Genomic DNA, 12,869 nt, shown 5'->3' with positions numbered 1-12,869 from the left:
AAGGAACCCTCATGCACGACGAACGTTTCCCCGGTCTGCGCCGACGCGGCTTCCTCGCCGCCACGGGCGCCGCGACGCTCGGCGCGCTCGCCCTGACCGCGTGCGGCGCGGACGACACGGACTCCGGAGCGAGCGGCGACAGCGGCACCCCCAAGCGGGGCGGACGGCTGCGCGCCGCGTTCGCGGGCGGCGGCGCGAGCGAGACCCTCGACCCGCACCTGGCCAATCTGTTCGCCGACGTCGCCCGGGCCAAGGCCCTCTACGACAAGCTCGCCGACTACGGGGCCGATCTGTCCGCCCAGCCGCGCCTCGCCACCAAGTGGGAGTCGAACAAGACCCTGGACCGCTGGCAGGTCACCCTGCGCGAGGCCACCTTCCACGACGGCAAACCGGTCACCGCCGAGGACGTCCTCTACAGCTACCGCCGGATCGCCGACCCCGAGAAGGCGTTCCGCGCGAAGGCGTCCCTGGAGCCCATCGACCTCGACGCGAGCCGGGCCACCGGTGAGCGGTCCGTCGAGTTCGTGCTGAAGCGGCCGACCGCCGAATTCCCCAACGTGCTGGCCGCGTTCGGCGCGTACATCGTGCCGAAGGACGCGGGGAAGAACGCCGGGGACTTCGACAAGAAGCCGATCGGCTCCGGCCCCTTCCGCTTCGTCTCCTTCTCCCCCGGCCGCTCGGCCGTCTTCCGCCGCTTCGACGCCTACTGGGAGGGCGCACCGCACCTCGACGAGCTCGAGTTCGTCGTCGCCAACGAGGAGTCGGCCCGGGTCAACGCGCTCCTCGGCGGCCAGGTCGAGTACGCCCACGAGCTCAACCCCACCACCGCCCGCGCCCATGAGGGCAAGGGACAGATCGAGATCGTCCGGCTGCGGGGCAGCGCCATGCAGGGGTTCTGCATGAAGACCGACCGGCCGCCCTTCGACGACAAGCGGGTCCGGGAGGCGTTCTTCCTGATCGCCGACCGGCAGGAACTCGTCGACGGCGCCCTGTCCGGCGCGGGCGTCGTCGGCAACGACCTGTTCGGCAAGGGCTACGAGTACTACGCCGCCGACCTCCCGCAGCGCGAGCAGGACCTCGACCGGGCCCGAGCCCTGCTGAAGCAGGCCGGCGCGGAGAAGCTGAAGGTCACCCTGGACACCTCCGCCGTGGCCGCCGGGTTCACCGAGGCGGCCAGCATCTTCAAGGACCAGGCCGCCAAGGCGGGCGTCACGGTCGAGGTGCGGATGGGCAGCAAGGACTCGTACTGGAGCGACATCCTCGACTCCGGCACCCTCGCCTGCTACCGGTCCGGTGCCATGCCCATCGAGGCCCACATCTCGCAGCGGCTGCTCACCGACTCCACCACCAACGCCACCAAGTGGCAGCACAAGGACTTCGACGCCCTCTACCAGCAGGCCCAGTCGACGCGGGACAAGACACAGCGGGCGGCCGTCTACGAGCGGATGCAGCGCCGGCTGTACACCGAGGGCGGCTTCCTGATCTGGGGGTTCGCCGACTGGATCCTCGGCACGGCCAAGACGGTGAAGGGAGTGGAGACCAAGGCCCCCGCCAACACGCTCGACTGGGCACGCTTCGACAAGGTGTGGCTGGCGTGACTCCAGGGTCCGCCGGCGCCTCGAAGGGGCGCGGGGAACCGCGCGACCAGCCACGACGGCGCGGCGGCAGCCGGACGACGGATCGCGGCACAGCGTTCGTCGCCCGGCGCCTCCTGCTCGGCGCGGCCCAGACCGTGGCCGTCGTGCTGCTGGTCTTCGCGCTCACCGAGGCGCTGCCGGGCGACGCCGCGGTCGCGCTGGCCGGCGACCAGCCCGACCCGGCGCGCATCGCCGCCATCCGCGAGGCGATGCACCTCGACCGGCCGGTGCACGAACGACTGGCCGACTGGGCGACGGGTCTGCTGCACGGTGACTTCGGCACCTCGCTGACCTCCGGCCGCCCGGTCGCCCAGTACATCGCCGACGGCTTCGGGCCGACGCTGCTGCTCGCCGCGCTCACCGTGGCGCTGCTCGTCCCGATCGGCTTCGGGCTCGGCGTGCTGGCCGCCCGCCACGAGGGCGGCCCGGTCGACCGCCTGGTCAGCTCACTGACGCTCGCCGTGTACGCGGTTCCCGAGTTCGCCCTCGGGGTGCTCCTGGTGACCGTGTTCGCGCTGCGACTGGGCTGGCTGCCGCCGACCGCCGTCGGCTACGGCACCGACCTCCTCGCCCACCCGGCCGCCCTCGTCCTGCCCGTCCTCGTCCTGCTGTCCCGGCCCGTCTGCTCCCTCGTCCGGCTGGTCCGGGCCGGCATGGTCGACGCCCTCGCCTCCCCGTACGTCGCCCACGCCCGCCGGTACGGCGTGTCCGGCGCCCGCGTCCTCTACACCCACGCCCTCCCGAACGCCCTCGCCCCGGCCGCCCAGCAACTCGCCCGCACCATCGACTGGTTGCTGTGCGGCGTCATCGTCGTGGAGGCCCTCTTCGTGATCCCCGGACTCGGCACCGTCCTCCTGAACGCCGTCGCCGAACGCGATGTCCCCGTCGTCCAGGGCCTCGCCGTGGTCTTCGGCGTCCTGACCGTCGTGCTCAACCTGGGCGCGGACGTGGTCGCCCGACGGCTGGCTCCCCGAGCGGGGGTGGCGGCGTGACGACGGGCACGGACATCGGCCCGCCCGGCACGGAAGCCACCCCGCGCACCCGGCGCCGGCCCACGGGCCGTTTCGCGCTCGGCCTCACGGTCATCGCCGTCCCGCTCGTCCTCGCCCTGCTGGGACCGGTGTTCGCGGGCGAGCCGACCGCACGGGCCGCTTCGTTCACGCTCGGCGACGGGCACTGGCTCGGCACGGACTTCGTGGGCCGGGACGTGTGGCAGCAGGTGCTGCACGGCGGCCGGCCGGTCGTGCTGACCGCGCTCGGCGCCGGAGTGCTGGCCTATCTCATCGCCCTGCCGGTCGGTCTCGTCGCCGCGCTGACGCACCGGCGCTGGCTGGAGGAACTGCTGATGCGACCGCTGGACGTCCTGATCGCCGTCCCGTCACTGCTGCTGATCCTGCTGGTCGCGTCGGTCCTCACCCCGGGAGCCGTCGGCCTCGCCCTGCTCGTCGCGCTGATCAACGTGCCCGACGCGGCCCGGCTCGTCCGCGCCGCCGCCACGGAGGCCGCCGCCCGGCCGGTCGTCGAGGCGCTGCGTCTCCAGGGCGAGAGCTGGTGGCGCACGGCCGTCGGCTACGTCGGCCGGACGATCCTGCGCACCCTCGGCGCCGACGCCGGCACCCGGCTGACCGGGGTGCTCTACCTGGTCGCCACGGCCGCCTTCCTCGGAGTCGGGGTGACCCCGGACGCGGCCGACTGGGCGGTGATGGTCGACCGCAACCGCACCGGCCTGTTCGTGCAGCCGTGGGCCGTGGTCGTCCCCGCCCTGCTGATCGTCGCGCTGACGACAGGCACGAACCTCCTCTTCGACGCGGCGCTGGAGAGGCCCGGTGGTCGACAGGCACGGAAGGAACGACGTTCGTGACGCGGTACGACGACAAGAGCGGCACGACCGCCCCGGCCCCCCTGGCCGAACTCACGGACCTCCGGGTCGAGGTGGGCGGACGGGCGATCGTGGACGGGGTGAGTCTGCGGGTGCTGCCCGGCAGGGTCACCGCGCTGGTGGGTGCCTCGGGCAGCGGAAAGACGACCACCGGGCTGGCGCTGCTCGGGGAGTTCCCGGTGGGCGCACGCGTCACCGGCGAGGTCCGCTCGGCGGCCGAAGGGCGCGGCGGAGCCGGGGGCCTCGTCGGATACGTGCCCCAGCACCCGGCCTCCGTCCTCAACCCCGCCCGCCGGATCGGCGCCCTCCTGACCGACATCGCCCGTCCACGCGTACGTCATCTCCCGCGCGGCCGGCGCCGGGCGGCCGCGCGGGCACAGGTGCTCCGCGCTCTCGCCGACGCCCGACTCCCGGACGCCGAGGCCCTGTTGCGTCGCCACCCGCACCAGCTCTCCGGCGGTCAGCAGCAACGCGTCGTCCTCGCCCAGGCCCTCCTGCTCGGCGCCGAGGTCGTCGTCGCCGACGAGCCCACCACCGGCCAGGACACGCTGACCAAGAGCCTCGTCGTCGAACAGTTGGCGACGATCGCCGCGCGCGGCATCGCGGTCGTCCTGCTCAGCCACGACCTCGATGTCGTCCGCTCGCTCGCCGACGAGGTCCATGTCATGCGGGCGGGACGTGTCGTGGAATCGGGACCGACACAGCAGGTGTGGTCGGCGCCCCGGCATGCATGGACGCGCCAACTTCTCGGCGCGCAGGCGTCGTTCACCGACCGGGGCGCCACGGACGAGGCGGACGGAACGGCGACCGCGTGCGGCGACCGACCGGTGCTGCGCGTGCGGAGCCTCGTCGCCCGCCACCGCGACGGCTCACGGGGTACCGCAGTGACCGTGCGGGCGCCCGAACTCGACTTCCACGCGGGGCAGTTGCTGGCCGTCGTCGGCCGTTCCGGCAGCGGCAAGACCACGCTGGCCCGCTGCCTCGCCGGACTCCACCGCGACCAGGACGGCGAACTCCTCCTCGACGGCACTCCCCTGCCCCGCAGCCTGCGCGACCGCGCCCGGGGGCAGTTGGCGGCCGTGCAGTACGTCTTCCAGGACGCCCGTGCCGCGTTCGACGAGCACCGCCCGGTCCTGCGGCAGGTCGCCCGCACGGCGGTCCGGCTGCGCGGAGTCGACGCCGGGAACGCCGAGACCGAGGCGCTGGCGACCCTGAGCCGTCTGGGCCTCCTCCCGGAACTGGCCCACCGTCGCCCCGCCGAGCTGTCCGGCGGCGAACTCCAGCGCGCCTCCCTGGCCCGCGCGCTTCTCGCCCACCCCCGCGTCCTGATCTGCGACGAGATCACCTCGGGCCTGGACACGGTCAGCCGACGCGGCATCCTCGACGTCCTCACGGGCCTGCTCGGCACCGGCCCGGGCACCGGAACGGCTCCCGCCGCACCGGCGCTGGTCCTGATCACCCACGACCTGGACACCGCCTCCGTCGCCGATCGCATCGCCGTCATGGACGCGGGGGAGATCGTCGAGCAGGGCCCCGCCCGTCAACTCCTCACCACACCACGGCACCCCTTCACGGCTTCGCTCGTCGCCGCGGACCGCGTATAAAGGGACGCGTTCCGTAACGAGGCATCAACAGGGCGTACGGGCGTATGAGTTGAAGGGTAGGCGTATGGGCACGGGCAGGGGCCGGATCGGCGTCGCGGTGGCGGCGTCCCTGGCGTGGGCGCTCACCGGCTGCGGCGGGGACGGCGTCCAGGACGACCGCTCCGACGGCGGCGACAGACCACCGTCGGAGACGCGACAGCAGCCGACCACGCCCCCAGCCTCCGCAACCCCCGCTGAGCCCGAAGCCGACGACGACGGCGACAGGACCGGCAGCAAAGACGGAGACGGAAACAACGCCCCCGAGGACAAGGGCGCCCTCGACGGTGGACGAGGCGGAGCCGACGGCACCGGCACCGGCACCGGCACCGGCACCGAGGCCTGCTTCGACGGCCGGTGCGAACTCACCGTGTCCGAGCCGCTGTCCATCGAGGTCGACAGCCGTTTCGGCGTCGGTGATCTCCGCGTCACGAAGATCACCGACGACACCGTCGTCCTCCGGTCCTCGGGAGCCGGTACGCACCTCAGCTCCTCGGTCGGCGAGGGCGGCACCGGCGGCCTCAACGGCCTCGGTTTCCGTGTGAAGTCCCTCGAAGGCGGCACGGCGGTGCTGGAGTTCTTCCCCCGCGCCTGAGCCGGCCTCATGTGGTGTCAGCCGATCTCGACGAGCAGGTCGCCGCCCTCCACCTGCTGGATCTTGTTGATGGCGAGGCGGGAGACCCGGCCGGCCTTCGCGACGGTGATGGTGGCCTCCATCTTCATGGCCTCGATGGTGGCGACCGTGGCACCGGCGGCGACCTCGTCGCCCTCGGCGACCGCGAGGGTGACCACCCCGGCGAACGGGGCGGCGACGTGGCCCGGGTTGGAGCGGTCGGCCTTCTCGGTGACGGGGATGTCGGTGGAGGCGGCCTTGTCGCGGATCTGGATCGGCCGCAGCTGGCCGTTCAGGGTCGACATCACCGTGCGCATACCGCGTTCGTCCGCCTCGCCGACGGCCTCCAGACCGATGAGGAGCCGCACACCGGGCTCCAGGTCGACGGCGTACTCCTTGCCGGGGCCGAGGCCGTAGAAGAAGTCCTTGCTGTCGAGGACGCTGGTGTCGCCGTAGGTCTGGCGGTGGTTCTCGAACTCGCGCGTCGGGCCGGGGAAGAGGAGCCGGTTGAGGGTGGCGCGGCGGTCCTTCTCCAGTCCCGCGCGGTCCTCGGCGGTGAGGTCCTGGACGGGCTTGGCGTCGGCGCGGCCCTGGAGGGCCTTGCTGCGGAACGGCTCGGGCCAGCCGCCGGGCGGGGTGCCCAGCTCGCCGCGCAGGAAGCCGATGACGGAGTCGGGGATGTCGAACCGGTCGGGCGTGGCCTCGAAGTCGGCGGGCGTCACTCCGGCGCCGACGAGGTGCAGCGCCAGGTCGCCGACCACCTTGGAGGAGGGGGTGACCTTCACCAGGTGGCCGAGGATGCGGTCGGCGGCGGTGTACATCGCCTCGATGTCCTCGAAGCGGTCGCCGAGGCCGAGCGCGACGGCCTGGGTGCGCAGGTTGGAGAGCTGGCCGCCGGGGATCTCGTGGTCGTAGACGCGGCCGGTCGGGGAGGCGAGGCCCGCCTCGAAGGGGGCGTAGATACGGCGGACGCTCTCCCAGTACGGCTCCAGATCGCCGACGGCCTGGAGATCGAGGCCGGTGGGCCGGTCGGAGTAGTCCGTCGCGGCGACGATCGCGGACAGCGACGGCTGTGAGGTGGTGCCCGCCATGGAGGCCACGGCCCCGTCGACGGCGTCGGCGCCGGCCTGGATCGCGGCGAGGTAGGTGGCGAGCTGGCCGCCCGCCGTGTCGTGGGTGTGGATGTGCACCGGCAGGTCGAACTCGCGGCGCAGCGCGGTGACGAGCTTGGTGGCGGCGGGGGCGCGCAGCAGTCCCGCCATGTCCTTGACGGCGAGGACGTGGGCGCCCGCCTCGACGATCTGCTCGGCGAGCCGGAGGTAGTAGTCGAGGGTGTAGAGCTGCTCGGCCGGGTTGGACAGGTCGGAGGTGTAGCAGAGGGCGACCTCGGCGACGGCCGTTCCGGTGGCGCGTACGGCGTCGATGGCGGGCCGCATCTGGCCCACGTCGTTGAGCGCGTCGAAGATCCGGAAGATGTCGATGCCGGTCTCGGTGGCTTCCTGGACGAAGGCGTCGGTCACCTCGGTCGGGTAGGGCGTGTAGCCGACGGTGTTGCGGCCGCGCAGCAGCATCTGGAGGCAGATGTTGGGTGCGGCGGCCCGGAAGGCGGCCAGGCGCTCCCAGGGGTCCTCGGCGAGGAAGCGGAGGGCGACGTCGTAGGTGGCGCCGCCCCAGCACTCCAGGGAGAGCAGCTGCGGGAGGGTCCGGGCGACCACGGGGGCGACGGCGAGCATGTCCTTGGTGCGGACCCGGGTGGCGAGCAGCGACTGGTGGGCGTCGCGGAAGGTGGTGTCGGTGACGCCGATGGTCGGGGACTCGCGCAGCCAGCGGGCGAAGCCCTCGGGACCGAGCTCGACGAGCTTCTGCTTGGAGCCGGCCGGGGGTTCCGTGGTGGTGGGCCTCGGCAGCTTGGAGGACGGGTCGATCAGGTCGGGGCGCGGGCCGTTGGGCTTGTTGACCGTCACGTCCGCCAGATAGGTGAGGAGCTTGGTGCCCCGGTCGGCGGAGTGCCGGGAGGTGAGCAGGTGCGGGCGCTGCTCGATGAACGACGTGGTGACCTGGCCCGCCTGGAAGTCCGGGTCGTCGAGGACGGCCTGGAGGAACGGGATGTTCGTGGCGACGCCCCGGATGCGGAACTCGGCGACGGCGCGCCGGGCCCGGTTGACGGCGGTGGTGAAGTCCCGGCCCCGGCAGGTCAGCTTGACCAGCATGGAGTCGAAGTGGGCGCTGATCTCCGTACCGGCGTGGGTGGTGCCGCCGTCGAGCCGGATGCCGGAGCCGCCGGGCGAACGGTAGGCGCTGATGCGGCCGGTGTCCGGGCGGAAGCCGTTGGCGGGGTCCTCGGTGGTGATACGGCACTGGAGGGCCGCGCCGCGCAGGGTGACGGTCTCCTGGGAGAGTCCGAGGTCGGCGAGGGAGGCCCCGGCGGCGATCCGCAGCTGGGACTGGACGAGGTCGACGTCGGTGACCTCCTCGGTCACCGTGTGCTCGACCTGGATACGGGGGTTCATCTCGATGAAGACGTGGTTGCCGTCGCGGTCGAGGAGGAACTCGACGGTGCCCGCGTTGCGGTAGCCGATCTCGCGGGCGAAGCGGACGGCGTCGGCGCAGATACGGTCGCGCAGGGCCGGGTCGAGGTTCGGGGCGGGCGCCAGCTCGATGACCTTCTGGTGGCGGCGCTGCACCGAACAGTCGCGTTCGAAGAGGTGGATGACGTTGCCGTGGCCGTCGGCGAGGATCTGCACCTCGATGTGGCGGGGCTCGACGACGGCCTTCTCCAGGAAGACGGTCGGGTCGCCGAAGGCGGAGGCCGCCTCGCGGGACGCCGCCTCGATGGACTCGCGCAGCGCCGCCGGGTCCTCGACGCGGCGCATACCGCGACCGCCGCCGCCCGCGACGGCCTTGACGAAGACGGGGAAGCCGATCTCGTCGGCGGCGCGGACCAGTTCGTCGACGTCGGTGGAGGGCTCGGAGGAGCCGAGAACCGGTACGCCGGCGGCGCGGGCGGCGGCGACCGCGCGCGCCTTGTTGCCGGTCAGCTCCAGGATGTGGGCGCTGGGGCCGACGAAGGTGATGCCGGCCTCCTCGCACGCGCGGGCCAGCTCGGGGTTCTCGGAGAGGAAGCCGTAGCCCGGGTAGACGGCGTCGGCGCCCGCCAGCCGGGCGGCGCGCATGATCTCCTCGACGGAGAGGTACGCACGCACGGGATGCCCGGGTTCGCCGATCTCGTAGGCCTCGTCGGCCTTGAGCCGGTGCAGCGAGTTGCGGTCCTCGTGGGGGAAGACGGCGACCGTCCGCGCGCCCACTTCGTAGCCGGCGCGGAACGCGCGGATGGCGATCTCGCCACGGTTGGCGACCAGTACCTTGCGGAGCATCCCTGATCCCTTCGAGCTGCCATGAGGACACCATGGTCCCGGCAATGATGCCGTCGCACCACAGGAATCGTGTCACTCAGTGCCATGTGAGCCCCGTCACTTCCACGGTCAGACCATGCGACCACTAGACATTCCGCCTGGTCAGCGCGCTCACGGACCCGTTCCACCCGCGTGACTCCCCGGACTCATGTGACCCTCAGTGCCACGCGAGCGGTCGACTTCCTCCGATTTCCTGTCAACTCCCCACCGCGAACCGGCCGTCCGCCTTCGCGCCGTCGCCGGCCCCTGCGACCGCGACACGCCACGGTTAAATCGTTTCATTCCCGATCCCAGCGATGACACCGGACTCCCGACCTCTTGACCCGCTTCGACGCGGAAACCTAACCTCCGGGCCATCGCATTGAAACCTTTCACCACACGACTCCAGAGAACCGAAGGTGCACCATGGCACGGGACTTCTCACGGCGAAGACTTCTCCAGCTCGGCGGCACCATGGCCGCCTCCGTCGTGCTGACCGGGCCCCGGGCCGTCGCCGCCACCGGGGGCGTGGCCGTCGGCGCCACCGGGAAGCCGCCCGCGCCCACCGGAATGCTCACCGACCTGCTGCCCCGGGCCCTCGGCACGAGCGCCGGGCACGCCCCCCGCTTCAGCTGGCAGGTGCCCGACTTCCGCGCCGGCACCGTGCAGCGGGCCTACCAGCTGCAACTGGCGGCCACCCCCGGCGGTTTCGAGGACGACCGGCTCGTGTGGGACTCCGGCAAGCGGAAGTCCGCCGACTCCACGGCCGTCCCCTACGGCGGACCGGCGCTGGAGCCCCGTACGGCCTACTGGTGGCGGGTCAGCAGCTGGGGTGAGAAGCGCTCGGCCTGGTCGGAGCCCACCCTGCTGGCCACCTCCGTCGAGGACGAGTGGGAGGCGAAGCCGATCTGGGCGCCGGCCGGGCCGGTGATGACCGACGGCACCCTCACGGTCCGCGTGAAGATCACCGCCGTGGCCGCCGGGCTGTGGTTCCGGGCCACCAACACCGCCAACAACTACCTGTGGCAGCTGCGCGCGGGCACCACCGGGGTGCTGCGCAAGCACATCTGCGTGGGCGGCTCGTACACCGTGCTCGGCGAGGTGCGGCTGCCGTTCGCGGTCACCGCCGGGGAGTGGGTGGACCTGAGCGTCACCATGACCGGCTCGACCTTCACCACCACCGTGAACGGCAGCGTCGTCGACACCACCACCGACAGCCGCTACGCATCCGGCAACATCGGGCTGCGCAACGGCAGCACCGAGTCCCAGAGCTACGACCGGGTCACCTTCACGGCCGCCGACGGCACGGTCCTCCTCGACGACGACTTCGCCTCCGACAGGGGCACCTTCGCCACCGGCACGGTCTCCGGCGGCGTCCTCACCGTCCCGACCGGCGCCTCCTCGCTCTCCTCCTACGGCGCCGACGACACCTGGGCGCTGCTGCGCCACGAGTACGCAACGAAGGCCGGCAAGGAGGTAGCCGCCGCGATCCTCTATGTCGCGGCCACCTCGCCCGATCCGGCCCGGCAGTACGTCGCGAAGGTGTGGAGCAACGGCAGCACGGTCGGCTACGCGTCCGTCCGCTCCGGCGAAGGAACCGCCTACCAGGCCTTCGACGTGACCTCCACGCTTCGGGCCGACGGGAAGGCCAACGCGCTCGCCGCGCTGTGCTGGACCACCTCGCAGCAGAAGTTCCTGGCCCAGCTGGAGATCACGTACACCGACGGCAGTCGGTCGACCGTCGCGTCCGGGGACCACTGGAAGGCGCGCCGCCAGGCCGGACTGCTGCCCGCGAAGGGCAGCGCGGGCAGCACCTACTTCACCGTTCCGCAGGAGTACTGGGACCTGCGCCGCGAGCCCGTGGGCTGGACGAAGCCCGGCTTCGACGACGGCGACTGGCTCACGCCGGTGGTCCGTACGGCGATCGACGGGCTCGTGCCCGCGGTGATCGAGGCGGTACGGCCGCACGACGTCACCCCGGCTTCCGTCGTCAAGATGGCCGACGGACGCTGGCTGGTGGACCTCGGCCGGGAGATCGTCGGCGGGCTGGCCCTGGAGGTCACCGGCAGCGCGGGCGACACGGTCGAGGTGCGGCTCGGCGAGGAGCTGAACGCGGACGGCACCGTGCGGTACCAACTGCGCGCCACCAACACCTACCGCGAGGTGTGGACCCTGCGCGACGGCGAGCAGCGCTTCGAGCACTGGGGCTACCGCGGCTTCCGCTGGGCCGAACTGCGCACCCCGCTCGACCTGTCGGAGGCGGTCGTCACCGGCCGCGCCTGGAAGCTCGACTGGGACGACTCGCACGCCTCGTTCCGCAGCTCCGACACCGACCTGGACCGGGTCTGGGAGCTGTGCCGCTACTCGATCGAGGCCACGCGCGGCGACCTCTACACGGACACGCCCACCCGTGAACGCGGCCCGTACGAGGGTGACGCGCTGATCAACCAGCTCTCCGAGTACGGCGTCCAGCGCTCCTACGCCCTCGCCCGTTTCTCGAACGACTATCTGGTCCGCAAGGGCACCTGGCCCACCGAGTACCGGCTGATGTGCGCGATCTCCGCGTGGGAGGACTACCTCGCCACCGGCGACGACCGGCAACTCGCCAAGGACTACGACCTGTTGACCGCGAAGAACCTCACCTCGTACCTGGACTCCGCCGGGCTGGTCCGCAAGGCCCCCGGCAACACCAGCCAGGACCTCGGCGATCTGGTCGACTGGCCCGCCGCCAGCCGCGACGGCCATGTCTTCACGCAGGTCAACACGGTCGTCAACGCCTTCCAGTACGCGGCGTTCGAGGCGCTCGCCGAGTGTGCGGCGGCCCTCGGGAAGGACGCCGACGCGAGCGCCCTGCGCGGCCGGGCCGACACGCTCGCCACGGCCATGCGCGCCACCCTGCTGGACAGCGCGGGCGGGCGGTTCCTCGACGGCGTAGGCACCACGCACAGCGCCCAGCACGCGACCGCCTTCCCGGTGGCGCTCGGAGTCGCGGACGCGTTGGACGAGGAGGTGCGGGCGAGGCTGGGGGACACCCTCGCGGCGGGCGGCATGAAGGTGAGCGTGTACGGGTCGCAGTTCCTGCTCGACGCGCTGTTCCGGCTGGGCCGCTCCGACGCCGCGCTCGCCCTGCTCACCTCCACGGCGACCAACTCGTGGCTGCACATGCTGGACACGCTCAAGGCCACCGTCGTCACGGAGGCGTGGGACCCGGCGCTGAAGCCCAACATGACGCTCTCGCACGCCTGGGCGTCGGCTCCCGCCAACGCTGTGGCCCGGCACGTCCTCGGCGTCCAGGTCAGCGAGCCCGGCGCGGCCGGGTTCCGCATCCGGCCCAGGACCGGGTCGTTGACGGAGGTCGAGGGGACGGTGCCCTCCGTGCGCGGGCCGGTGTCGGTCCAGGTGCGCCGCTCCGTGGACACGCACACCACCCGGGTGACCGTGCCGCCGAACTCCCGTGCCGTGCTGGAGGTGGAGATCGGGGACGCCGACCCGGCGGCGTACCGGGTGAAGGGCACCACGCCGGGCGGGGAGGGCCGTGTGCGGGTCGAGTCCTTCACCGATCTCACGGGCACGGTGCTGCGGATCGGTCCGGTCGGCTCGGGCACGACGGAGGTGCGACGCACGGACTCCTGAGCCGCCGGGGGAGCCGGAAGTGACCGAAAGCCGGACCGCGAGCCCGCGCTGAGTTAGCCTCAGTTTCCTTGGGGG

7 protein-coding genes are annotated in these 12,869 nt (G+C 72.4%); 6 read left to right on the top strand and 1 reads right to left on the bottom strand.

The features are described from left to right. The first annotated feature begins 11 nt into the window (after nt 1-11). From PUR53_RS39495 to PUR53_RS39475, 5 genes are all read left to right on the top strand, one after another. Entirely contained in the window at nt 12-1,598 is a 1,587-nt protein-coding gene (locus PUR53_RS39495; protein WP_329902187.1) for an ABC transporter substrate-binding protein, read from the top strand. Beyond that, nucleotides 1,595-2,629, top strand: a complete 1,035-nt coding sequence (locus PUR53_RS39490) for an ABC transporter permease (RefSeq protein ID WP_329911571.1) — start codon at nt 1,595-1,597, stop codon at nt 2,627-2,629. Before PUR53_RS39495 ends, PUR53_RS39490 begins: the two co-directional genes overlap by 4 nt. A 14-nt stretch (nt 2,630-2,643) precedes the next feature. Further along, nucleotides 2,644-3,498, top strand: a complete 855-nt coding sequence (locus tag PUR53_RS39485; protein ID WP_443080417.1) for an ABC transporter permease — start codon at nt 2,644-2,646, stop codon at nt 3,496-3,498. Next, nucleotides 3,495-5,120 carry an ABC transporter ATP-binding protein gene (locus PUR53_RS39480; RefSeq protein ID WP_329911569.1) on the top strand — a complete coding sequence of 542 codons (1,626 nt, stop codon included), beginning with the start codon at nt 3,495-3,497 and terminating at the stop codon, nt 5,118-5,120. Before PUR53_RS39485 ends, PUR53_RS39480 begins: the two co-directional genes overlap by 4 nt. A gap of 64 nt (nt 5,121-5,184) precedes the next feature. Continuing rightward, nucleotides 5,185-5,751: a hypothetical protein gene (locus PUR53_RS39475; protein ID WP_329911567.1), complete on the top strand. Its 567-nt coding sequence runs from the start codon at nt 5,185-5,187 to the stop codon at nt 5,749-5,751. Between the two features lie 17 nt (nt 5,752-5,768). On the opposite strand, the gene PUR53_RS39470 is transcribed toward PUR53_RS39475, so the two are convergent. Beyond that, nucleotides 5,769-9,143: a pyruvate carboxylase gene (locus PUR53_RS39470; RefSeq protein WP_329911565.1), complete on the bottom strand. Its 3,375-nt coding sequence runs from the start codon at nt 9,141-9,143 to the stop codon at nt 5,769-5,771. 444 nt (nt 9,144-9,587) lie between these two features. On the opposite strand from PUR53_RS39470, the gene PUR53_RS39465 reads away from it, so the two are divergent. After that, entirely contained in the window at nt 9,588-12,794 is a 3,207-nt protein-coding gene (locus PUR53_RS39465) for a family 78 glycoside hydrolase catalytic domain (protein ID WP_329902192.1), read from the top strand. Nucleotides 12,795-12,869 lie beyond the last annotated feature (75 nt).

Source organism: Streptomyces sp. SP18BB07 (assembly GCF_036322545.1).
GTDB lineage: Bacteria > Actinomycetota > Actinomycetes > Streptomycetales > Streptomycetaceae > Streptomyces > Streptomyces deccanensis.
The sequence above is the reverse complement of the archived record's forward strand: the minus strand, read 5'-3'. Positions and strand labels throughout refer to the sequence as shown.